Raw genomic sequence first — 23540 nt, forward strand, 5'->3', positions numbered from 1 at the left:
CCGGCTGATGCCGCCGCCACGCCGCCCGCTGCGCCGGCGGCCGCCGCTCCCGCGCCGACCGTTGCGGTCGGCCAGAAGGCGATCTTCTACGAGGAACGCACCTCGACCGCGCAAGGTTCGGCCGAACCCGGCAGCATCGTCTGGTCGCTGGTGCAGGAATCGCCCGGCGGCGACCTGCCGCCCGAGCCGGCGATCCGCGCCGAGGCGACCATTCCCGGCAAGGACATCCAGCTGCGCATGACCATCCGCCGCAATACCGACCAGACGCTGCCGGCCAGCCACATCATCGAGATGATCTTCCTGACGCCCGAGGGCTTTGACGGCGGTGGCGTCGACAACATCCTGCGCGTCGCCATGAAGAGTTCGGAACAGGATGCCGGCAGCCCGCTGATCGGCATTCCGGCCAAGATCGCCGACGGCTTCTTCCTGGTGGCGCTCAACGACACCAAGGCCGACGAGGACGCCAATATGACCTTGCTTCGAGGCCAGGACTGGATCGACGTGCCGGTGGTCTACAAGACCGGACGCCGGGCGCTGCTGACCATGGAAAAGGGCATTCCGGGCGAGAAGGTGTTCGACGAGGCGCTGAAGGCCTGGCAGGCCAAGACGGCAGGTTGACGGGCGGCAGTAGCGGCTGCCTTCGCTCAGAAGCCCTGGAACAGCATGTCGAGGGCGGCGACGATGTCGTCGTGATGTCTAGAAAGGTTTCCCTCTGGCATCCGCAATTCGGACGCGCTGAAGGCCGACACAAACTGTGTGACCATCACAAGATCTTTGCCGTTTATAGCGAAGGTCGGGTTCAGGCGGCGGCCAGGAAGCGGGGCAATCTCGGGCGGCATCAAAGGAACGACCACCCTCGTGCTCAGCCCTTCAAGCATATCTGACTGCACGTCGAGAAGATAACCGTCGCTCTCGGTACTCCGATAGAAATCGTAACGCGCCATCAGAACGGCCGGTGTTTAGCCAATGGCAGTCCGTTCTTTCGGACATATTCGTTGGAGCTTTCGATGGCTTCCCTGTTTTCTTCTTGCCATCGACGCGTTTTCTCCGCCGCAATCGCTTTCGCGATCCCTGCTTCGGCAGCGCGGGAGATGTTGATGCCCAACGCTTTGGCGTCCTTGATCAACTGAGAGTCAATGGACGTGTTGACAGAGGTCCGCTGAGTTTTTGGCGTCGATTGAAGCACGGAGATGCCTCCTTTCATGCGCACAATATACGCGCATAAAAGACCGCAGGCAATGCTACCCCTCCATCTCCTCACGCAGCATTTCCAGTTCCAGCCACTCTTCCTCGAGTGCGGCCAGCGTGGCGCGTTCCTTGTCGAGGGCGGCGATGGTCTTTTGGAACGAGGCCGGGTCGCGCTCGTAATAGGCGGGATCGGCGATGTTGTTTTCCAAACGCGAGATCGAGGCCATTACCGCCTCGATCTTCTTGGGCAGCGATTCCAGGGCGAATTTCTGCTTGAACGACAGTTTCTTCGACGGCCCTTTTGGCGCTGCCGGCTCGCTCTTGCCCGGCGCCGGCGCATCGCTGGCTTCGGCCTTGGCGCGCGCCTTGCGGTCGTCGAGCCGGGTGCCGCCGCGCTGCGCCAGCATGTCGGAATAGCCACCGGCATATTCGATCCAGCGGCCGCCTCCGTCCGGGGCGATGATGCTGGTGACGGTGCGGTCGAGGAAGTCGCGGTCGTGGCTGACCAGGATGACCGTGCCGGCAAAGCCGGCGACAAGTTCCTGCAACAGTTCCAGCGTCTCCATGTCGAGATCGTTGGTCGGCTCGTCGAGCACCAGAAGGTTGGCCGGCCGCGCCAGAACACGCGCCAGGAGCAGCCGCGCCCGTTCGCCGCCGGACAGCTCGCGCACCGGGGTGCGCGCCTGTTCCGGCTTGAACAGGAAATCCTTCATGTAGGACACGACATGGCGCTGCTCGCCATTGATGACGAGGTTTTCGCCGCGCCCGTCCGTGAGATACTGCGCCAGGGTCTCGGCCGGATCGACCGCCTCGCGCTTCTGGTCGAGCGTGGCGATTTCCAGATTGGTGCCGAGCCGCACCGAGCCGGCATCGGGCTTCATCTCGCCGGTGAGCATCTTCAACAGCGTCGTCTTGCCGGCGCCGTTCGGCCCGACAAGGCCGACGCGATCGCCGCGCTGGATGCGGGTCGAGAAGCCCTTGACCACGGTCAGGTCGCCAAAACTCTTCTCGATGTTCTTGGCCTCGATCACCAGCTTGCCGGATTCGGCGGCGTCGCTGGCCACCATGGTCGCCGAGCCCTCGGCGCCGCGATGGCCGCGAAAACGCTGGCGCATGGTCTGCAGTTCGCCCAGGCGGCGCATGTTGCGTTTGCGGCGAGCCGTCACGCCATAGCGCAGCCAATGCTCCTCGCGCACGATCTGGCGGCCGAGCTTGTGCTGTTCGCGCTCTTCCTCTTCCAGCACAAGGTCGCGCCATTCCTCGAAATGGCCAAAGCCCTTGTCGAGGCGGCGGGTCTGGCCACGGTCGAGCCAGACAGTGGCGCGCGAGACGCGTTCGAGGAAGCGACGGTCGTGCGAGATGACGATCAGCGCCGAAGACGTCCGGACAAGCTCTTCTTCCAGCCATTCGATGACCGACAAATCGAGATGGTTCGTCGGCTCATCAAGCAGCAGAATATCGGGTTCGGGCGCCATGACGCGGGCAAGTGCTGCGCGGCGCGCCTCGCCGCCGGAGAGATCGTTGGGGTTCTCCGTGCCGGCGAGGCCGAGATGCTCCATCAGATATGTGGCGCGGTAGGGATCGTCGGCAGGCCCAAGCCCGGCCTCGACATAGGCGCGCACATTGGCAAAGCCGTCCATGTCGGGCATTTGCGGGAGATAGCGCACCGTTGCCGAAGGCTGGCGGAAGACCTCGCCGTCTTGCGGCTCGATCAGACCAGCAGCAATCTTCAGGAGCGTCGACTTGCCGGAGCCGTTGCGGCCGACGAGCGCGATCTTGTCACCGGCGGACGCCGTCAGTTCGGCGCCATCGAGCAGCGGCGTGCCGCCAAAGGTCAGTCTTATGCCGTCGAGGTTGAGAAGGGGCGGGGCCATGTCAGCTTTCAGGCAAGGGGTAGGGGTGGGCGAGCAGCAGCGCGCGGCCATGGCCGAGCGCGATTTCGAGGCCGCCCCCGGTCGTGTTGGACTTGACCTCGTTCGAGATGGTCAGCGACGAGCCGAACACGACCTCGACATGGTCGAGCGGCCACTTCGCGCCGGACACGGTGAGGCCCGAAAGATCGGAAAAGCCGAGCACCGAAAACAGCGTTCCGTCGGCATAGTCGAAGCCGGCCTTGCCAGGCAGCAGAGGGGCGCCTTCCTGCGCTCCGCTGGTCAACAGCAATTTTGTGCCGGCCTCGGCCAGCCGCAGGCTGAGCGCCAGATGGAGGAAGGCGTGGTCGGCGCGCTTGCCGCCGAAAGCGCCGGCCAGCACCAGGCTGGTGGCGCCGCGTTCCAATGCCGCCGCGATCGCCAGTTCGCCATCGGTCTTGTCCTTTTCGGGAGGAAACACCTCCCGCGGCACGGCGGCGAGATCGGCAGGCAGGTCCGCCGGCACGGAATCGAAATCGCCGACCCACAGCTCCGGCATCACGCCGAGCAGGCGGGCATGATCGATGCCGGCGTCGGCGGCGATGACGCGCGTGCCCGCGACCTGGCGGTCGAGCCGCGGCGTGCGGACGAGATCGCCGCCAAGCAGGATGGTGAATGTGCTCATATCCGCTGGCCCTTACCAGCCCCGCCGACGAAACGGAAGGCCGAGCGGCACCGTCACTCTTTGTTGGAGCATGATCTTTTTCCGGAAACGGATTCCACTTTCCGGGATCACGCTCGGGCAAACTTCCACTTGCGTGGCACCTTGGCCGGGCCTATGTGTCGAAACGCTCTAACGGGGTGCCGGACGCGATCTTCGCGGACCGGCTGAGAGGCAGTCTCGCCAACCCGCTGAACCTGATCCGGTTTGTACCGGCGGAGGGATTAGACGCTTCGGACAGCCCGACGCCTCAATTCCTTTCAACACGAATGAAGGAGGCGCCGATGCGCATTTTTTTGTCCCGTCTTGTCCCAGCGCTTGGGCTTGCTGTTTCGCTACTGGCAAGCCCTGCGTGCGCGCAGGAAAAACTCACGATCTATACCTATGAGAGTTTCACTGCCGACTGGGGTCCAGGCCCCCAGGTGAAGAAGGAATTCGAGGCCGAGTGTGGCTGCAGCGTCGACTTCGTCTCGGTGGCCGACGGCGTCGCGCTGCTCAATCGCGTCAAGCTCGAAGGTGCGTCGACCAAAGCCGATATCGTGCTTGGCCTCGACACCAACCTCACCGCGGAAGCCAAGGCTTCCGGCCTGTTTGTCCCACATGGCGCGGTGGCTGAAAACAACGTGCCGGGCGGCTGGAGCGACGACACTTTCGTGCCCTACGATTATGGCTATTTCGCCGTCGTCTACGACACCGAGAAGCTGAAGAACCCACCGAAGAGCCTGAAGGAATTGGTCGAGGGCGATGCCGCCGACAAGATCGTCATCCAGGATCCGAGGACGTCGACGCCGGGCCTTGGCCTGCTGCTGTGGGTTAAGTCGGTCTATGGCGACAAGGCGCCGGAAGCCTGGGCGAAACTCAAGGGCAAAGTGCTGACGGTGACGCCGGGCTGGAGCGAGGCCTACGGCCTGTTCACCAAGGGCGAGGCGCCGATGGTGCTTTCCTATACGACGTCGCCGGCCTACCACATGGTGGCCGAGAACACCGGGCGCTTCCAGGCGGCGTCGTTCGAGGAGGGCGAGTATCTGCAGGTCGAGGTCGCCGGCATCACCACCACGGGCGCGAAGAGCCCGCTGGCGGCGAAGTTCCTGGCCTTCATGACCGGGCCGAAATTCCAGGATGTCATTCCGGAGACCAACTGGATGTTCCCGGCCGGGAAAACCGACAAGCCGCTCAATCCGGCTTTTGATAGGCTGGTCAAGCCGGCGAAGACCTTGCTGTTCAGCCCGGAAGAGGTCGCGGCAAATCGCAAGGCCTGGGTGGATGAATGGCTGGCGGTGATGAGCAAGTAGCTTTGGCTGTATGATCGAAAGATGAGTGCCCTACGGCGCCCCCCTCTGTCCTGCCGGACATCTCCCCCACGAGGGGGGAGATTGGCTATCGTCGGCGATTTCGCCAGTCGCCAAGGTTGCAGGAATAAGCGGGGCGCGGAAATAGCTGGTCTCCCCCCTTGTGGGGGAGATGTCCGGCAGGACAGAGGGGGGCGCGAAGGAACGCGACGCCCGGTAAAGAGTGCAACGCTCTGACCCCCGCATCACGGCCGGCATTGTCGCGCTTGCGGCAATCGCGCTGCTGATCGGTGGCGCCTTCGCCGGCCTTATCCGCGAAGGCGCGCACGACCTTTCCGGCGCCGCGTCCGCCTTTGACCTCTATCTCCTGCGCGTTGTCCGCTTCACGCTCTGGCAGGCTGCGCTCTCGATGCTGCTTTCCGTCGTACCGGCGCTGTTCGTCGCCCGGGCGCTGTCGCGGCATCCGCGCTTCTTCGGACGCGGCTTCATCCTGCAGCTATTCACTGTGCCCCTTGCCTTGCCGGCAATTGTCGGAGCGCTGGGAATACTGGCGCTCTATGGCCGCGCCGGTTATTTCGCCGCGATCGGTGGCCAGAGCTGGCCCGACATCTATGGGCTGTCGGGCATCCTCGTCGCCCACGTCTTCTTCAACCTGCCGCTGGCCACCCGGCTGTTCCTCGAAGCGCTGGGAACGGTGCCGGCCGATCAATGGCGGCTGGCGAGCCAGCTCGGCATGGGGGCGAGGCCAGCCTTCCGGCTGATCGAGTGGCCGGTGCTGCGCGCCGCGCTGCCGGGCGTCGCCGGGCTTGTCTTCATGCTTTGCATCACCTCCTTCACCATCGTCCTGATCCTCGGCGGCGGGCCGGCGGCGACGACGCTGGAAGTCGCCATCTATCAGGCGCTGCGTTTCGACTTCGATCCGGCGCGAGCGGTGACGCTGACGGTGCTACAGATCGCGCTGACTTTCGCCGTCATGCTGGCGCTGACGCGGCTCGGCGCCAATGTGACCGGCGACGCCAATTTGCCTGTCGCGCCGCGCCGCTATCACTTGGCCGGCAAAGCAGAAACAGCGTTCAACGCCGTCCTGATCGTGCTCGCCTTGCTGTTCGTCGCCGGACCGATGGCGGCCACCGTTGCCTCCGGCCTCGGCGCCGATCTCGGCCGGCTGGCGGGCGAGAGTGCCGTGCGTCAGGCGACGCTGACCAGCGCCGGTCTCGCCTTCTCGGCGGCGCTACTTTCGGTGGCGCTGGCACTGTCGCTGATCATGGCGCGGCGGGCACTGTCGCTGCGCCGCCGGTCCAGTGCCCGTTCATTGCTCGAACATGCCACCGACACCGGCGCCGGCTTCGTCCTCGTCGTGCCGCCCATCGTCATCGGCGCCGGCTGGTTTCTCCTGCTGCGCACGGTCAGCGATGTCTTTGCCATCGCGCCGGTCATGGTCGTCACCGTCAATGCGGTGATGGCGATGCCCTTTGCCATCCGCGCGATGCGCCCGGCCTATGATGCGGCGAGCGAGCGCCATGAAAAGCTGTGCGCGCAGCTCGGCATTGCGGGCTGGAACCGGCTGCTTCTGGTCGACTGGCCATCGCTCCGGCGGCCGCTGGCCACCGGCTTTGCCTTCGCCATGGCACTGTCGCTCGGCGATCTCGGCGTCATCGCGCTGTTCGGCAGCGATTCGGTGCAGACCTTGCCCTATCTCCTGCTGGCGCGCATGGGCAGCTATCGCACGGCCGATGCTGCCGGGCTGGCTTTGCTGCTCGGGGCGGTCTGCCTTGCATTGGTGGTCGCGGCAGACTGGCTGGGACGGGGAGAGAGATCGTGACGTCCGCTGTGGAGAAAGGCACGACTGTCCGGCTGGACAAGGTCTCGTTCAGCTATGGCGAAACGCCATTCCTGTTCGATGTCGAATTCGATACATCTAAGATCACCGCCATCATGGGGGCAAGCGGTTCGGGCAAATCGACCTTGCTCAATCTGGTGGCTGGTTTCGAGACGCCGGAGTCCGGTCGTGTGCTGATCGGCGCCGCCGATGTCGGCGCCGAGCCGCCTTCGGCGCGGCCGGTGTCGATGGTATTCCAGGAAAACAATCTGTTTGCTCATCTCTCGGTGGAGAAGAATGTCGGGCTCGGCCGCTCGCCATCGCTCAACCTGACCGACGCCGATCGCGCCGCAATCGCCGAGGCGCTTGACCGCGTCGGCCTGGCCGGCAAGGAAATGCGCCTGCCGCGCGAACTCTCCGGCGGCGAAAGGCAGCGCGTGGCGCTCGCCCGCGTTCTGGTGCGCGACCGGCCAGTGCTGCTGCTCGACGAGCCGTTCGCTTCGCTCGGGCCAGCACTGCGCGACGACATGCTCGACCTGGTGGCCGGCGTTCATGCCGAGCGGGCGATGACGGTGCTGTTCGTCACGCATCAGCCGGAAGACGCTCGCCGTATCGGCGAGCAGATGGTTTTTCTGGACAATGGCAGGGTTGCCGCGACGGGACCTGCCGGCGATTTTTTCGACGGCACTGGCCCTGAAGCGTTTCGGCGCTATATCGGCGCAAGTTCGGGCGGATCACGCGATATTGCCCGGAAGCGGACATAATTTACGACCAAACCGGCTACAGGTGATGTGGCGCTTGCTTGCCATGGTCCAGTCGATGTGGCTAGGTCCGCTTAGTACTGGTCCGGCACGAGCCGTGATTTGCCCCTACAGCGCCGCACCCGGCCGGATGCGTAAACGCTGTAGGTTTTTTGATGTGTGCAGGATTGCCAACGAAACCGATTTTTCGCTGGCGCGGACCCCGGTTCCAAATCATGCGCCGAGAGCTGAAGGAACGCCGTGCTGCCGACCGGCACTGACACTTTGAAACGCAGACCGCTGGTGCGCTTCCTCGCGCTGGCCGGCCTTGCCGTGGCGCTGGCCAGCTGCCAGATGTTCACGCCTCCCGAAGTGCAGGAATCCGGCTTCCAGCCTTCCGACAAGCCGATCACGGTCGACAATGTCGCCGCCAACAGCAAGCTTGCCGAACTGGCGAAGGCACAGCATCCGCGCATCCTTGCCACCTATGGCGGCGAATATTCCGATCCCAAGCTCGAGCGCATGGTGGCCAAGGTTGTCGGCAGCCTGACCGTGGTGTCGGCCAATCCGACCCAGACCTATCGCATCACCATCCTCAATTCGCCCAACGTCAACGCTTTCGCGCTGCCGGGTGGCTATCTCTACGTCACCCGCGGCCTGCTGGCGCTGGCCAATGATTCGGCCGAACTCGCCGCCGTCATCGCGCATGAGATGGGCCACGTCACCGCCAATCACGGTCTGCAGCGACAGCAGCTCGAGGCCGAGGAAGGCCTGGCGACCAAGGTGGTCTCCGATGTGCTGGGCGACAGCCCGACCGCCAAGCAGGCATTGATCCGCGGCAAGCTGAGGCTGGCGCAGTTCTCGCGCAACCAGGAGCTGGAGGCAGACGCCATCGGCATCAAGTCGATCGGCGAGGCGGGTTACGATCCCTATGCCGCCGGGCGTTTCCTGCAGTCGATGTCGGCCTACACCGATTTCCGCTCGATCAGCGGCGCCACCGACGCCAGCCTCGACTTCCTGGCCACGCACCCCAACACGCCGCAGCGAATTGATCTGGCGCAGCGCCACGCCCGCCAGTTCGGCGCGCCGGGCATCGGCACCCGCGACCGCGATTCCTTCCTGGCCGGGATAGACGGCCTGCTCTATGGCGACACGCCGGAAGAGGGCTATGTGCGCGGCCAGACCTTCCTGCATCCGGGCCTCGGCGTTTCGTTCACGGTGCCCGACGGCTTCATCATCGACAATTCGGCGGCGGCGGTGACGGCGACCGGTCCCGGCGACATGGCGATCCGCTTCGACGGTGTGTCGATCGACAAGGATCGTGCGCTGACCGACTACATCAGAAGCGGCTGGGTGGCCGGTCTCGACGAGACCAGTGTGCGCCAGGAGACGATCGACGGCAACCAGGCGGCGACCGCGCACGCCGGCGCCGATGGCTGGCAGTTCGACATTGCGGTGATCCGCGCCGGCGGTCAGGTCTACCGGCTTTTGACAGCGGCCCCCTCGGCCAGCACGACACTCGATCCGGTGGCACGCTCGGTCAGCGGTTCGTTCCGCGTGCTCAGCCCCGCCGAGAAGGCGGCACTGAAGCCGCTGCATATCCGCGTCGTCACGGTACAGGCCGGGCAGACGATGGGCACACTTTCGGCGCAGATGGTCGGCGTCGACCGCAAGCTCGATCTGTTCCGCGTGCTCAACGCGATGTCGCCGGGCGCCTCGGTTTCGGCCGGCGACAAGGTCAAGATCGTCACGGACAGATAGCGCCGGTCTTCGTCAGAAACCCCAGCCTTCGTAGTGCTTTTTTCTGAGATAACTTTTCTGAGATAACTCGGGGTACCCCGTTCCTGGCAATCTCAGGCCGCCATGAACTCCGGATTCTGCTTCACCAGCGCGAGCTTGAGCTTTTCCATGGCGCGGGCCTCGATCTGCCGGACACGCTCCTTGGAAATGCCGAGCGTCTCGCCAAGCGCCTCAAGCGTCGCACCTTCGTCGCTCAGCCGGCGCTCCTCGATGATCCTGAGTTCGCGGGCATTGAGCGCGCGGAGCGCCGTCTTCAGCCACATCAGGCGCCGTTCGACGTCGATGGTGTCGCCGGCGACCTCGTCAGGCAATGGATCGTCCGAAATCAGGAAGTCCATCCGCTCGGTGGTGCCAGCTTCGTCGGCGAGCGGTGCGTTGAGCGAAGAGTCAGGTGCTGAAAGCCTGGAATCCATCTTCGCGACATCGGCCTCGGAGACGCCTAGGGCTACCGAGACTTCGCGGTAGAGCGTGGCGTTGGAGATCGGCTCGGCGCCATTGGCAAGACGGGCGCGCAGGCGCCGCAGGTTGAAGAACAGCGCCTTTTGCGCCGAAGAGGTGCCGCCGCGAACGATCGACCAGTTGCGCAGGATATAGTCCTGCATCGAAGCGCGGATCCACCATGTCGCATAGGTCGAGAAGCGCACCTCGCGCTCCGGCTCGAAACGCGCGGCTGCTTCCAGCAGCCCGACATGGCCCTCTTGGACCAGATCTCCGAGCGGCAGGCCGTAATGTCGGAACTTCGAAGCCATGGAGATGACCAGCCGCATATGGGCGACGGTGATCTGATGCAGCGCCTGCTGATCCTGGTCCTCCTTCCAGCGCAAGGCGAGAACATGTTCCTCATCGCGCTCGAGGTAGGGGGCTTTCATTGCCGTGCGGACCATGGTCCGTCCTGCCGTGTCTTCGATCATGCCGCGCTCCTGCTCCCGGACATTTTCGGACGGCCTGGCGGCCGTTATCTCTGTTTGACGCAATTCCGAAGGAAACCGCTTTCCCACTTTCCTGGAATTGCTTCGGGCCTAGCGCAGCCAAGGGTTCTTGAAATGGAAACGCGGCGCCCTACAACAAGCCATGAACGTGCCATACCGGGGATTGGTTCCGCCGCCGAGGGCGGTTGTTTTGTGCGGTCCGACAGGGCGCATCGACACCGCAGATCGGGACTATTGGCACCGATCGGAGCTGCTTTGAGAATCTGATTTCTGGATCGCCGTTTTTTTGAAATCTGGTTCCTTATTTTGCTGCGCTGTATCTGTCAGTTTCCGGCTCTCACAAGCGCCGGACACCGGCCAAGGACGGGATCACATAGAAATGAAATGGCTCAATTCGCTCATCATCGCCGGAACGCTGCAGGTTCTGGCTGTTACATCAGGCCACGCCGGCGCCAATCTCGACCAGATCAAGCAGGCCGGCACACTCAAGGTCGGCACCGAAGGCACCTATGCGCCCTTCACCTATCATGATGCTTCCGGCGCGCTGGTCGGCTTCGACGTCGAGATCGCCAAGGCGATCGGCGACAAGCTCGGCGTCAAGGTCGAGTTCCTCGAAGGCAAATGGGACGGGCTGATCGCCGGCCTCGACGCCAACCGCTACGACGCCGTGATCAACGAGGTCGGCATCACCGACGCGCGCAAGGCCAAGTACGATTTCTCCGATCCTTACATCGCCTCCAAGGCCGTGCTGATCGTGCGCGGCGACAACACCGACATCAAGACCTTCGCCGACCTCAAGGGCAAGAAGTCGGCACAGTCGTTGACATCGAATTTCGGCAAGCTCGCCGAGACCAACGGCGCCGAACTTGTCGGCACCGACGGCTTCGACCAGTCGATCCAGCTGCTGCTCACCGGCCGCGCCGACGCCACCATCAATGACAGCCTGTCTTTCCTCGACTTCAAGAAGCACAAGCCGGACGCCAATGTGAAGATCGCCGCGCAGGAAGAGAACGCCGACTATTCCGGCGTCATCGTGCGCAAGGGTGATCCGGAGCTGGTCGCGGCGATCAACAAGGCGCTGGCCGACATCAAGGCCGACGGCACCTACAAGAAGATCGCCGATACCTATTTCGGCCAGGATGTCTCGCAGTAAAGACCATCTCCCGGCGGTTTGCCGGCAATGACAAATAGCGGCGGGCCGTCTTTGACGGCTCGCCGTTATTCGCATGATATGAGAAGCACACAATCGCACTGCCGTCACCGCGGCGGTCTGTGAGGGAGGAGCCGTTCGTGCCGCACTGGCTACACCTGATGCTGGACTCGTTGCCGACACTGCTGTGGGCGGCGTTGATCTTCACCGTACCGCTGACATTGCTATCGTTCGCACTCGGCCTGTTCGTCGGCCTGGTTGTCGCCCTGGTGCGGCTGTTCGGCCCCAAGCCTCTGGTTGCCGTGGTCCGCTTCTATGTCTGGATCTTTCGCGGCACGCCGCTTCTGGTGCAGCTGTTCCTGATCTTTTACGGCCTGCCTTCGGTCGGCATATTGCTGGATGCTTTTCCGGCGGCGCTGATTGGCTTCACCCTCAACATAGGCGCCTACAGTTCGGAAATTATCCGCGCCGTGATCGGCTCGGTGCCGAAGGGCCAGTGGGAAGCGGCCTATTCGATCGGCATGACCTGGAGCCAGGCGATGCGGCGCACCATCCTGCCGCAAGCCGGCCGCGTCGCCGTGCCGCCGCTGTCCAACACCTTCATCTCGCTGGTCAAGGATACGTCGCTGGCCGCCGCCATCACCGTGCCGGAGATGTTCCAGGCGGCGCAGCGCATCGTCGCCACCACCTATGAACCGCTGATCCTCTATGTCGAGGCGGCGATCCTTTATCTGGCGATGAGCTCGGTGCTTTCGGCCTTGCAGACGCGGCTGGAGGAGCGGCTCAACCGCTATGGCGGCTTCCTGGAGGCGCGCTCATGATCGGCCTCACCGATATCGAAAAGCGCTTCGGCGACAATCTGGTGCTGAAGGGCGTGACGGTCACCATTGCCGAAGGCAGCGTCACCGCGCTTGTCGGTCCCTCCGGCGGTGGCAAGAGCACTCTGCTGCGCTGCATCAACCTGTTGGAGATCCCGACCTCGGGCATGGTGCGCATCGGCGACGAGACGCTGGAATTCCGTCCCGGCATCAAGATCCCCAGCCGCGACATCCAGCGCCTGCGGCTGCAGACCGGCATGGTGTTCCAGAACTTCCAGCTGTTCCCGCATCGCACCGCGATCGAGAACGTCATGGAAGGCCTGGTGACGGTGCTCAAATGGCCGACGGCAAAGGCGCGCGAGCGGGCACTGGCGCTGCTCGAGAAGGTCGGCATGGCGCACAAGGCGGACGATTGGCCGGCAACGCTGTCGGGCGGCCAGCAGCAGCGTGTGGCCATCGCCCGCGCCCTGGCGCCGTCGCCCAAGGTTCTGCTTTGCGACGAGCCGACCTCGGCGCTCGATCCGGAACTGGCGCAGGAAGTGGTCGACGTGCTCGGAAAACTCGCCAGCGAAGGCACCACCATGGTGATGGCCACGCACGACCTTCGCCTTGCCTCCAAGATCGCGCAGGAGGTGGTGTTCCTCGATGCTGGTGTCGTCGTCGAGAAGGGGCCGTCCACCGTGGTGTTCAGCAATCCGGAGCGGGAACGGACCAAGCGTTTTATTGCGACGCTGAAGCAGGAGGCGGAGAAGGAAGCCGGCGGCTGAGCCTTCTACGTTCCCCTTGTGGGGAGGTCGGACGGAAGGTCCGGGTGCGGTCTGGTGTCGTCCCCATCCTCGCTGCTTCGCAGCGACCCTGCCTGGGCGAGCCACGGGTCTCGCCCGTCCTTGGAACCCCACAAGGGGGTAAAAACAAAAACCCGGCACAAGGCCGGGTTTTTCATGATTTCGACGGTGAAAGCGATCAGGCAGCTTCTTCCTGCTCGGCTTCCTCATTGTCGGCCTTGGCGCCGCGCTTCGGGCCCTTGTTGAGGTTGACCTCGATCAGGCGCACGGCTTCGGTTTCCGACATGCGGTTGACTGCCGCGATCTCGCGCGCCATGCGGTCGAGTGCCGCCTCATAGAGCTGACGCTCGGAATAGGACTGTTCCGGCTGGTTGTCGGCACGGTAGAGGTCGCGCACGACTTCCGAGATCGAGATCAGGTCGCCCGAATTGATCTTGGCATCATATTCCTGCGCACGGCGCGACCACATGGTGCGCTTGACGCGGGCGCGGCCCTGGACGACCTTCAGCGCGCGCTCGACATAATCCTCTTCCGACAGCTTGCGCATGCCGATGGAGGTCGCCTTGGCGACCGGAACCTTCAGGCGCATCTTGTCCTTCTGGAAGTCGATGACGAACAGTTCCAGCTTGTGGCCCGCAACTTCCTGCTCGTCGATCGAGACGATCTGGCCGACGCCGTGTGCCGGATAGACGATGTACTCGCCGGTCTTGAAACCGTGGCGTGCCGAGGTGGACTTCTTCTGCGGGGTGATCGTTGCCATTACGCCCTGAACTCCTTGTTGTGGCACCGGCGGCCTGCCGGTCCGAACGCATGCGACCGGGGACACCGATCGTTAGCCGCACAACAGATGAACCCATCGGAAAAGCCGGGGCCGGCAAACCGCATACATAGCGACTGCCTGGCCCAGATCGCTCTGGTCCGATTGGGGATTTCACCTTTCAGTGATTTGGGGCGCTTGCGCCATAAATCGACGTTGTGTCACCGGCATGTTTCAACGGGTGTAGCACAAAAAGTCGGAAGAATCAAGGTTTTGCTGCAAACGCGAAGGTGGAGCGCCATCGCCGCCTGTCAAGGCAGTTAATGTATGATGCGCGTTACGCAGCGTTATGACGATCCAATAGGCCGCACTTTTTTGCTTTGCGCATCACCCTTTCCGAAATCGATTCCGATTCCAGGGTCATGCGCTCAGTCGCCTTCGCCGGGCTCAGCGGAGAAATATTTCTCGAACTTGCCGGCCTCGCCGTCGAAGCTCTTGGCATCTGCCGGAGGCTCCTTCTTGGCGGTGATGTTGGGCCATTTCTCGGCGTATTCGGTGTTGACCTGCAGCCATTTGTCGAGGCCCGGCTCGGTGTCGGGCTTGATTGCATCGGCCGGGCATTCGGGTTCGCAGACGCCGCAGTCGATGCACTCGTCGGGATGTATGACAAGCATGTTCTCGCCCTCGTAGAAGCAGTCGACCGGACAGACCTCGATGCAGTCCATGTACTTGCATTTGATGCAGTTGTCGGTCACGACATAGGTCATTGGTCGGCTCCGGGACGTCCCGTTCTTGCTAGAGCGACGTGCGTCCACTTGGACGCATAAAGTACGCTCTGACACTTTGAATCTGCGCATCGTGCCTTCCGAAAAATCGATTTCCGATTTTCGGGCCGATGCGGCGGCTTTTTTGGTGAGGTAACGCCTTTGCCTGCCGCTTGCAAGGGCAGCCATTGCAGGCGGGGCCCGCGTGTCCGGAATGAAATTCCAGACCGCCGGCATGGCGCAGACAGCCAAGGCTTCAGTCTTCGCCGAACAGCCGGTCGGTTTGCCTGCGCTCTTTCTTGGTCGGCCGGCCGCTGCCGGCGTCGCGCAGCGCCGGAATGGAATCGGCAACAGCCTCGCCTTTTGGGACCGGCGGCGGGGACATGTCCTCGTAGAGCGTGCGCGCTTCCTCGGCCGGACCGCGCCGCACGCCGGTGCCAAGCACCTTCCAAACGAAGATGCGGCGCTCGTGCGTAATGGTCAAAACGTCGCCAGGCTTGACCAGATCGGAGGCCTGCGCTGCTTTGTCGCTGTTGATGCGGACGCGTCCGGCGACGACCAGCTTGGCCGCCAGCGAGCGCGATTTTATCGCGCGCGAAAAGAACAGCCACTTGTCGATGCGCTGACGACCTTCAGCAACCATCGCAGCGAGTTATCTCTTGTTGGAGCATGATCTTGTCCGAAAACCGGTTCCACTTTTCGGGATCATGCTCAGAGCCTACTTCTTCAGCTGGTCGCGCAAGGCGGCGAGCTTGGCGAAGGGCGAGTCCGGATCGAAGCGCGCCGGGCGTTCCTCGCGTGGCTTGGCCTGGAAAGCCGGCTTGGCGCCTTGCGGTCCGCCTTTGCCTTCCGGCCTGCCGCCTTTCCAGTCAGGCCGGCCCTCGCGCGGACGCTCGCCTTGCGGCTTGCCGTCGCGGCGCTGTTCGCCCTCGGCCTGCGGCTTGGGCTTGAACTTCGAACGGTCGAAGCGTGGCTTGGCGGCACCGTCGCGCTGGTCGCGCCGGCCTTGGTAGGCCGGCCGCTCGCCCGTTGCGGGCTGTCCGCCGGCAGCGTCGGCCGGCGCGTCGGCGCGGGCAGCCTGGCCGTTACGCGGGCGATTGTCCCGGCCTTGACGAGGGCGCGGGCGCTGCTCGAAACGACCCTGCCGCCACAGCAAGATGGGCTTTGGCGCTTCGGCCTCGGGGACAGGCTCAGCGCTTCCACCCTCCCCCTCGTGGGGAGGGTCGGCGCGCAGCGCCGGGGTGGGGGCAGCGCCGGTTTCGGCGGTTGCGCCTGAAGTGTCTGCTGTGTCTGCACCTGCTTCGTCAACGCTGTCACCCCCACCCGCGTCGCTTCGCGCCGCGGCCTCCCCCATCGAGGGGGAGGTAAGGGCGTCGGCGTTTTCGGCGACGGTGGCGTCGGCAGTGTCGTCAGCTCCCGCAACAGCCGGAGCTTCTTCCGCGATTTCTGCGTGAGCTTCGACTTGCTCGTCCGCGACAGGCTCTGCCGTTGCTTCCGCGATGGCTGGAGCTTCGGCGGTAGCTTCAGCGGCCGGAGTTGGCTCCGTACCCTCTTGAGGCCCGCCCGGCTGAGCGTCCGCAGCAACAGCCTCCGCTGCGGCTTCGGCGACGGGCTGCTCAGCCGCAGGCTCAGCGGCGGCAACCGCATCCGGCTCCGATCCAACGGCCGGCGCTTCAGCGACGGCTTCGCTTGCAGCGGCTTCCGCCGCCTTGGCCTGTTCAGCTTTTGCAGCCGCGTCCGCAGCCAGCTTGGCGGCAGCCGCTTCCCGCGCCGCGTTGTCCTGTGCTTCCAGCCGCGCCTTGACCTCTGCCGGCGGCTTCGGCTCGGCGCGATAGCCGAGACCTTTCAGGATCTCTTCCATGTCGTCGGCGGTGGCGCCGAGGATGGACATCATCGGCGGCGTCACCATGAAGGACTGGCCGTCATAGGCGCCGTCCGGGCGCTGTCCCAGACCGGGCTTCCAGTTGGTCGCAGGCCGGATCAGGTCGGCCAGCCGTTCCAGAATGTCGATGCGCACGGCTCGGCGGCCGAGATTGCGGTATCCGGCAAGCTTGTAGAAGCTCTTGTCGAAAGCAGGATCGATGACCACCGAGGTGCGGCCGGAAGCCAGGGCGTGCACCACGTCGCCAAAGCCCGGCTTGTCCTTGCCGTCGTTCTTCAGCGCCCACAACAGCGTAATCAGTCCGGCGGGCGCCGGCTTGATCAGCGCCGGCACGAAGACGTGGTAGGCGCCGAAGCGCACACCGAGCCGGCGCAAGGCGGCGCGACCCTCCTGGTCGAGCGACTTCATTTCCTCGGCGATGTCGCGGCGGTTGATGAGGCCGAAATGCTCGACGAGCTGGAAGGCGATGCCACGGCCGATGCCGGCGATCTGCTCGGCATTCTTCAAGTCGACCAGCGGCTTCAGCAGCGACTCGATCTGGAAATTGACGAAACGCTCGGCGCGCGCGGCGACCTTGTCTCGGGCGGGGCCGGTCAACTGCTCGTCGGCTAAAAGCACCAGGCGCGGCTTCAGCGCGTCCTCGCCGGCAACCAGCGTGCCGATCGGCGCGCCGATCCAGCGCAGCGTGCCGTCGGAGCCGAGCGCAAGGTCGCCATTGGCGCAGGCGCCGAAGCGTTCGGCACGCGCCTCGAACTCGGCGGCCAGCGCTTTTTGCGCTGCCGTACGCACGGCCTTGGCGTCTTCGCCGCCGGCGCTCTGGTCGGCGGTGAAGCGGAACCCTTGCAACTCGCCGACATGATGGCCTTCGACAAGGACGGTTCCGGTAGGACTGATTTCGGCTTCAGGCATTGTATTTTCTCTAAGGCGCCGCATGAGGACGGAAGTCCTGCGGTCTACAAACCGTTTCGTCAACCGCTCATGCAGCGCATCCGACAATCTGTCTTCGATTTCGCGCGTCTTTTCCCGCCAGTGTGCCTGATCGGCCAGCCAGCCCGGCCGGTTGGACACGAATGTCCAGGTGCGGATCTGCGCAATGCGGTGCGACAGCGTGTCGATGTCCCCCTCGGTCGTATCGGCGCGGCGCACCTGCTCGGCCATGTAGTTCTCGTCGACATGGCCGTGTTTGGCGAGGTCGGTGTAGATAGAAGCGATCAGGTCGGAGTGCTGGGCCGGCGCGATCTTGCGGTAGTCCGGCAACGCGCAGGCTTCCCACAGCAGCGCGACGCGCTTGGCATTGGTAGCCAGCGCGCGGATGTCCTCGTCGCGGGAGAGATGTTCGAGCGCCTGCGCATCGACCGCCGGCAGCGCGCGCGTCAGGCCTTCGACCGGCGCGTTGGCCTCGATCGAGCGCTTCAGCGCGTCGAGGCTGGCGAAGTCGAAATGCGCGGTGCGCCATTGCAGCACCTTCACCGGATCGAACTCGTGCCCCTCGATGCGCTTGACCAGTTCCTCGTCCAGCGGATCGACCTGGCCGGTGACGCCGAAGGTGCCGTCGCGCAGATGCCGGCCGGCGCGGCCGGCGATCTGGCCGAGCTCGGCCGCCGTCAGGTTGCGGTACTGGTAGCCGTCGAATTTGCGGTTCTGGGCGAAGGCGACATGATCGAGATCAAGGTTGAGGCCCATGCCGATGGCGTCGGTGGCGACGAGATAGTCGACGTCGCCTGCCTGGAACATTGCCACCTGGGCGTTGCGGGTGCGGGGCGACAGCGCGCCGAGCACGACCGCCGCTCCTCCTTGCTGGCGGCGGATCAGCTCAGCGATGGCATAGACCTCGTCGGCGGAGAAAGCGACGATCGCCGTACGCCGCGGCAGGCGGGTCAATTTCTTCGAACCGGCATAGGCCAGGTGCGATAGGCGAGGGCGCGTCACCACCGAGACGCCTCTTAGCAGCTTTTGCAGGATGCCATGCATGGTGGCCGCGCCGAGCAGCAGCGTTTCCTGGCGGCCGCGTAGGTGCAGGATACGGTCGGTGAAGATGTGGCCGCGCTCGAGGTCGCCGGCGAGCTGCACCTCGTCGATGGCGACGAAGGCAACGTCGGTCTCGCGCGGCATGGCTTCGACGGTGCAGACCGAATATTTCGCGCCGGGCGGCTGGATTTTTTCCTCGCCGGTGATGAGCGCCACCTTGTGGGCGCCGACCTTTTCGCAGACGCGGGCATAGACCTCGCGCGCCAGAAGGCGGAGCGGCAGGCCGATAATGCCGCTCTCATGCGCCACCATGCGCTCGATGGCGAGATGGGTCTTGCCGGTGTTGGTCGGACCCAGCACGGCAGTCACGTCGCGGCCCGACAGGATCAGCGGCTCGGTGTGTTTCGGCTGGATGTTCATCGGCCTGGAGATGAGGCTTTCTGCATCGTGTTGTCGGGAGCGCGCCTCGCGTGGCGCGTATGACAGGCGACACATAGGGATTTCAGGCGCGAAGCGAAAGCGGAATGTTCCGGCCGGCAGTCCCACGGTTCGTCGTTAAGGTCTCAATTAACAGTTGGAACGAGTCTGGAACGAATCGGCGACGAATCAGTGACTCCGGCAGATTCAGCTTTTGTTCACGGCTACATGTGGATTTTGCGAGCCTGAGTCTCACCATATGCTGAATCGCGGAAACTGGCCCGATTCCTGCAAAGCGACCATTGGCGTTAACCTTTGCCGGCGGGGCATCGTCGTGATCCGATACGCCTCGGCCAACATTATGAAATTGTTGAATTTTCTTAATCGGCCTTAACCATTTGCCGGTGATTTTCGGCCTTGGTCGTTAACGTTGCGCTCAAAGCCGGAACGAATCGGCGATGAATCAGCGATGGCGGGATTTTCCTGGTTTGTTCACCCCAACATGTTGTGTTATCCACAGCTTGTCCACCGAGAATTCACAGCTTGCGAACCGGGTTTTGCACAGGGCGCCTGGAAATCGTTAATCTTTGCGTGCCGGAACGGGTCAATGTCTAGCGCAGCCCGGGAACATCGCCGGCCGGCGATGAAAAAACGGGCCATAAGCCGGCCCGTCCCACCGGGCGAAATGCTGTCGTTCAGGCGAAATACTGGCCGCCATTGGCTGTGATGGTCGAACCGGTGATGAAGCCGGCGTCTTCGGAAGCGAGGAAGACGACGCAACGCGCGATCTCTTCCGGTTCGCCGAGGCGGCCGACCGGAATCTGCGGGATGATGCGTTCATTCAGCACCTTCTCGTCGATCGCCTTGACCATCTCGGTGGCGATGTAGCCGGGGCAGATGACATTGACGGTGATGCCCGCGCGCGCGCCCTCCTGCGCCAGCGCCTTCGAGAAGCCGATGTCGCCGGCCTTTGCGGCGGAATAGTTGACCTGGCCGGCCTGGCCTTTCTGGCCGTTGATGGAGGAGATGGTGATGACGCGGCCGAATTTGCGGTCGCGCATGCCGCCCCACAGCGGATGCGTCATGTTGAAGACCCCAGACAGATTGGTGTCGATGACTTCCTTCCACTGCTCGCGCGTCAGCTTGTGGAACATGGCGTCGCGGGTAATGCCGGCATTGTTGACCAGCACCGAGACCGGGCCGAGATCGGCCTCGACCTGTTTGATTCAGATCGGAAGAGCACACGTCTGNCGTGTGCTCTTCCGATCTCCTCGTCATTGCCGGCATAGTTGGCTGCAACGGTGTAACCGGCATTCTTCAGGCCGATCGATATGGCGGCGCCGATGCCGCGCGATCCACCGGTGACGAGCGCTACTTTGGTCATTGAAAGTTCTTCCTCCCTTTGGTCGGAAGAAGGGAATAGGGAGTAGGGAGTAGCGAGTAGGGATCGATATCCCGCCGCGCTGCTCCTTCTTCCCCATTCACTACTCCCTATTCACTACTCACTTCTCTTTCACAGCGCTTCCACGCACAGAGCGACGCCCATGCCGCCGCCGATGCACAGCGTGGCAAGGCCCTTCTTGGCGCCGCGGCGGCGCATCTCGAAAACCAGCGTGTTGAAGACGCGGGCGCCCGACGCGCCGATCGGATGGCCGATGGCGATGGCGCCGCCATTGACGTTGACGATCGACGTATCCCAGCCCATGCCCTTGTTGACGGCGCAGGCCTGCGCGGCGAAGGCTTCATTGGCCTCGACAAGGTCGAGGTCCTTGACCGACCAGCCGGCCTTCTCGAGCGCCCGCTTCGAGGCGGGAATAGGTCCGGTGCCCATGATCGCCGGATCGACGCCGGCCGTCGCCCATGAGGCGATGCGCACCAGCGGGGTGATGCCGCGCCTTGTGGCTTCAGCCTCGCTCATCAGCAGCGCGCCGGCGGCGCCGTCATTGATGCCCGACGCGTTGGCGGCGGTCACGGTGCCGTCCTTGTCGAAAGCCGGCTTCAGCTTGGACATGGCGTCGATGGTGGCGCCGTGGCGGATGTACTCGTCCTGGTCGACGACAGTGTCGCCCTTCCTGCCCTTGATCGTGAAGGCGACGATCTCGTCCTTGAACTTGCCGGCCTTCTGCGCGGCCTCGGCCTTGTTTTGCGAGGCCAGCGCAAACTGGTCCTGGTCGTCGCGGGTGATCTGGAACTGGCGGGCGACGTTCTCGGCGGTGTTGCCCATGTGGTAGCCGTTGAAGGCGTCCCACAACCCGTCCTTGATCATGGTATCGATCATCTTGTAGTCGCCCATCTTGACGCCGGCGCGCAGGTGCTCGGCGTGCGGCGACAGCGACATCGATTCCTGGCCGCCGGCGATGATCACAGTGGCGTCGCCGGCGGCGATCTGCTGCATGCCGAGCGCGATGGCGCGCAGGCCAGAGCCGCAAACCTGGTTGAGCCCCCAGGCGGTGGTCTCCTTGGGCAGGCCGGCATTGATCGACGCCTGGCGGGCGGGGTTCTGGCCCTGCGCGGCGGTCAGCACCTGGCCGAGAATGACCTCGTCGACTTCACCCGGCTCGACGCCGGCGCGCGCCAAAAGCTCCCTGATGACGACGGCGCCAAGTTCATGCGCCGGGGTGGCGGCGAAGGCGCCGTTGAAAGAGCCGACAGCCGTGCGTGCGGCGCTGGCAACGACGATTGAATTGGAAGCGGACATTTTTCTCTCCAGACTTCGAGGTGTCGTGTTCTTGGGGGCTTGTTGGGACTTTTCTTGCCCGTTCCACACCCCAAGTCAAACCGGAAATGGGCATGCCGGCCAAGCGCCGCAAGCAGGGCGTGAGCGGCCGGCGGGATCGCCCAACCTTTGCTGCGCAGCATAATTGGCCGGCCATGCAGCAATAAATGATGCCGCACTGCACAAAGCGCTTGGAATTATAGAGCTTTTGCGCATATCCTTAAAAATGGCGCAATCGTTACCGGCGGCTTACTCAGGCGCGCCGGTGTCCCGGGAGGATGCTGATGGCCGCGAAAGACGACCCTATCATTATCAAGAAATATGCCAATCGCCGGCTCTACAACACCGGCACCAGCACCTATGTCACGCTCGAGGATCTGGCCGAGATGGTCAAGAAGGGCGAGGAGTTCACCGTCCAGGACGCCAAGACCGGTGACGACATTACCCATCCGGTGCTGACGCAGATCATCTTCGAACTGGAGAACAAGGATGGGCAGAACATGCTGCCGATCCCGTTCCTGCGCCAGCTGATCGCTTTCTATGGCGACCAGATGCAGCAGATCGTGCCGAGCTTCCTCGAACAGTCGATGATGGCCTTCTCCAAGGAACAGGAGCGGTTCCGCGAGCAGATGAAGGGCGCGATCGGCAAGTCGCCGCTGGATGCGATGAAGATCGCCACGCCGATCAAGGCGCTGGAAGAGCAGACACGCCGCAACATGGAAATGTTCCAGAACGCGATGCGCCTGTTCACGCCGTTCCCGACCGCCGCCACAAATGCTGCGGCCGCGGCTGCACCCGAGCCGGCCCGCAAGGATGTCCCGGAAAAGAGCGGCGACGACCTTCAGGAACTGAAGCAACAGATCGCCGCCATGCAGCGCAAGCTTGACACCATGTCGTAAGCGACCACCGCATGGTCGACCGCCCTCAGTTGGTCGAGGCGGCTGTCACGGGTCGATTTTCAGCTGCCACGGTTCCCAGATATCGTCGGGCTGGCCGTCGAGCGAGCGGTAGAAGGCTTTGGCCGGCGAGTTGGATTTCAGCACCGTCCATTTGATGGCGGAGGCGCCAATGCTCAAAGCGTGTTGGCGAAGCTGTTCAACAAGCGCATGGCCGACCCCCATGCCGCGCGTCGCTTCAGTGACGTAGAGTTCCTTCAGCCAGACAACTGGCTTCAGGTCGTAGGTCCAGGGGATGAGGTAGTGGACGGCGATGCCGACGATCACGCCCTCTCGCTCCGCCACCAACACGCCGAACCGGGGCGATGGCCCCAGCCCGTGCTCGATGAGGTTCGCTTCGGTGACGCGAAGCTTGTCGTCATAACCCTCGAAGACAGCTAGCGCCCGCATGAGGGCGAGCACCGCACCGACATCCTGGCGCTCGAATGGACGAATTCTAACCATCGCCTTTGCATGCTTACTCCAGCCCGACCATATCGCGTGGACGCTGCCGCGCAGCCTGGCCGTGGCCTCACGCGTGCAAGACACCGGGCTCCTTGCCTGAAGCGAAAGGAAGGTCCTCGTCCTGCCAACCGGTTATGCCGCCGATCATGATCTTCACGGGACGACCGAGGCTGGCCAGCTTGAAGGCCGCCTGATCCGCGCCATTGCAATGCGGTCCCGCGCAATAAACGACGAACAGCGTCTTTTCGGGCCATTGCACCATCCGCTCGGCCGATATTTCGCGGTGCGGCAGATGCAGCGCGCCCGGCACATGGCGGCGTCCATAGGCTTCCGGCGACCCGACCACATGCAGGAGAATAAAGTCCGGCTCTCCGGCACGCATTGCGGCGGCGACGTCGGAACAGTCGGTCTCGACGGAAAGCCGGCGCAGAAAATGGTCGCGGGCGATATCCGGCGATGCCGCCGGAATGTCTGTCACGTGGCTCATCCTCGTATCTCCATTGCTGATGCGACGGAGAGATAAGACAGGAAGCAGGGCGATTGCAGC

The 23540-nt window shown here is 63.7% G+C and carries 20 protein-coding genes, 2 pseudogenes and 1 riboswitch; of the genes and pseudogenes, 9 read left to right on the plus strand and 13 right to left on the minus strand.

The window, feature by feature from the left end; all coding sequences use genetic code 11:
* Positions 1-618: pseudogene (locus X771_RS136710) on the plus strand (hypothetical protein); the annotation flags it as partial.
* A gap of 26 nt (positions 619-644) precedes the next feature.
* Here X771_RS136710 and X771_RS136705 read toward each other — a convergent pair.
* From X771_RS136705 to X771_RS136690, 4 genes are read right to left on the minus strand one after another with little or no spacing between them, the layout of a single operon-like run.
* The gene (locus X771_RS136705) at positions 645-944 is read right to left on the minus strand and encodes a CcdB family protein (protein ID WP_023673676.1); all 300 of its coding nucleotides are present in this window, start codon (positions 942-944) and stop codon (positions 645-647) included.
* Positions 944-1186, minus strand: coding sequence for a type II toxin-antitoxin system CcdA family antitoxin (locus X771_RS136700; protein WP_023693600.1), 243 nt, complete (start codon positions 1184-1186; stop codon positions 944-946). The genes X771_RS136705 and X771_RS136700 overlap by 1 nt, the downstream gene beginning before the upstream one ends.
* A gap of 55 nt (positions 1187-1241) precedes the next feature.
* Complete coding sequence (locus X771_RS136695; RefSeq protein ID WP_023690493.1) at positions 1242-3062, minus strand: ABC-F family ATP-binding cassette domain-containing protein; 1821 nt, start codon at positions 3060-3062, stop codon at positions 1242-1244.
* A 1-nt stretch (position 3063) separates the two neighbouring features.
* Entirely contained in the window at positions 3064-3723 is a 660-nt protein-coding gene (locus X771_RS136690) for a thiamine diphosphokinase (protein WP_023690494.1), read from the minus strand.
* A 162-nt stretch (positions 3724-3885) separates the two neighbouring features.
* A riboswitch (TPP riboswitch) is annotated at positions 3886-4000 on the plus strand.
* 43 nt (positions 4001-4043) lie between these two features.
* Here X771_RS136690 and thiB point away from each other — a divergent pair.
* From thiB to X771_RS136670, 4 genes are all read left to right on the plus strand, one after another.
* Positions 4044-5051, plus strand: a complete 1008-nt coding sequence (gene thiB, locus X771_RS136685; RefSeq protein WP_031203351.1) for a thiamine ABC transporter substrate binding subunit — start codon at positions 4044-4046, stop codon at positions 5049-5051.
* Between the two features lie 220 nt (positions 5052-5271).
* Positions 5272-6870, plus strand: a complete 1599-nt coding sequence (gene thiP, locus X771_RS136680) for a thiamine/thiamine pyrophosphate ABC transporter permease (protein ID WP_023690496.1) — start codon at positions 5272-5274, stop codon at positions 6868-6870.
* A complete protein-coding gene (gene thiQ / locus X771_RS136675; RefSeq protein WP_023707251.1) occupies positions 6867-7631 on the plus strand; it encodes a thiamine ABC transporter ATP-binding protein in 765 nt (254 codons plus the stop codon). The genes thiP and thiQ overlap by 4 nt, the downstream gene beginning before the upstream one ends.
* Positions 7632-7961: 330 nt before the next feature.
* Positions 7962-9368, plus strand: a complete 1407-nt coding sequence (locus X771_RS136670; RefSeq protein ID WP_245260137.1) for a M48 family metalloprotease — start codon at positions 7962-7964, stop codon at positions 9366-9368.
* A 92-nt stretch (positions 9369-9460) separates the two neighbouring features.
* On the opposite strand, the gene X771_RS136665 is transcribed toward X771_RS136670, so the two are convergent.
* Positions 9461-10318, minus strand: a complete 858-nt coding sequence (locus tag X771_RS136665) for an RNA polymerase factor sigma-32 (RefSeq protein ID WP_023685806.1) — start codon at positions 10316-10318, stop codon at positions 9461-9463.
* 397 nt (positions 10319-10715) lie between these two features.
* On the opposite strand from X771_RS136665, the gene X771_RS136660 reads away from it, so the two are divergent.
* The 3 genes from X771_RS136660 to X771_RS136650 all read left to right on the plus strand — a co-directional run bounded on the left by X771_RS136660 (position 10716) and on the right by X771_RS136650 (position 13071).
* Complete coding sequence (locus X771_RS136660; protein ID WP_023673667.1) at positions 10716-11489, plus strand: amino acid ABC transporter substrate-binding protein; 774 nt, start codon at positions 10716-10718, stop codon at positions 11487-11489.
* Between the two features lie 137 nt (positions 11490-11626).
* A complete protein-coding gene (locus tag X771_RS136655; protein ID WP_023693608.1) occupies positions 11627-12307 on the plus strand; it encodes an ABC transporter permease subunit in 681 nt (226 codons plus the stop codon).
* The gene (locus tag X771_RS136650; RefSeq protein ID WP_023673665.1) at positions 12304-13071 is read left to right on the plus strand and encodes an amino acid ABC transporter ATP-binding protein; all 768 of its coding nucleotides are present in this window, start codon (positions 12304-12306) and stop codon (positions 13069-13071) included. Before X771_RS136655 ends, X771_RS136650 begins: the two co-directional genes overlap by 4 nt.
* A 196-nt stretch (positions 13072-13267) precedes the next feature.
* On the opposite strand, the gene X771_RS136645 is transcribed toward X771_RS136650, so the two are convergent.
* The 6 genes and pseudogenes from X771_RS136645 to X771_RS136625 all read right to left on the minus strand — a co-directional run bounded on the left by X771_RS136645 (position 13268) and on the right by X771_RS136625 (position 21575).
* Complete coding sequence (locus X771_RS136645) at positions 13268-13849, minus strand: CarD family transcriptional regulator (protein ID WP_023673664.1); 582 nt, start codon at positions 13847-13849, stop codon at positions 13268-13270.
* A 425-nt stretch (positions 13850-14274) separates the two neighbouring features.
* Positions 14275-14613, minus strand: coding sequence for a ferredoxin FdxA (gene fdxA / locus X771_RS136640; RefSeq protein WP_013529180.1), 339 nt, complete (start codon positions 14611-14613; stop codon positions 14275-14277).
* Positions 14614-14866: 253 nt separating this feature from the next.
* A complete protein-coding gene (locus tag X771_RS136635; protein WP_023690498.1) occupies positions 14867-15253 on the minus strand; it encodes an RNA-binding S4 domain-containing protein in 387 nt (128 codons plus the stop codon).
* Positions 15254-15328: 75 nt separating this feature from the next.
* Positions 15329-18880, minus strand: coding sequence for a helicase-related protein (locus X771_RS136630; RefSeq protein WP_023690499.1), 3552 nt, complete (start codon positions 18878-18880; stop codon positions 15329-15331).
* A 692-nt stretch (positions 18881-19572) separates the two neighbouring features.
* Positions 19573-20261: pseudogene (gene phbB, locus X771_RS01000000165565) on the minus strand (acetoacetyl-CoA reductase).
* Positions 20262-20390: 129 nt separating this feature from the next.
* On the minus strand, positions 20391-21575 hold the full coding sequence (locus X771_RS136625) for an acetyl-CoA C-acetyltransferase (RefSeq protein ID WP_023673832.1): 1185 nt from the start codon (positions 21573-21575) through the stop codon (positions 20391-20393).
* A gap of 302 nt (positions 21576-21877) precedes the next feature.
* On the opposite strand from X771_RS136625, the gene phaR reads away from it, so the two are divergent.
* On the plus strand, positions 21878-22492 hold the full coding sequence (gene phaR / locus X771_RS136620) for a polyhydroxyalkanoate synthesis repressor PhaR (RefSeq protein ID WP_023690502.1): 615 nt from the start codon (positions 21878-21880) through the stop codon (positions 22490-22492).
* A 45-nt stretch (positions 22493-22537) separates the two neighbouring features.
* Here phaR and X771_RS136615 read toward each other — a convergent pair whose 3' ends face one another.
* Entirely contained in the window at positions 22538-22993 is a 456-nt protein-coding gene (locus X771_RS136615; RefSeq protein WP_031194243.1) for a GNAT family N-acetyltransferase, read from the minus strand.
* A gap of 67 nt (positions 22994-23060) precedes the next feature.
* Positions 23061-23480: a rhodanese-like domain-containing protein gene (locus tag X771_RS136610; protein ID WP_023690504.1), complete on the minus strand. Its 420-nt coding sequence runs from the start codon at positions 23478-23480 to the stop codon at positions 23061-23063.
* Positions 23481-23540 lie beyond the last annotated feature (60 nt).

The organism is Mesorhizobium sp. LSJC269B00 (assembly GCF_000502815.1).
In the GTDB taxonomy this organism is placed as follows: Bacteria; Pseudomonadota; Alphaproteobacteria; order Rhizobiales; family Rhizobiaceae; genus Mesorhizobium.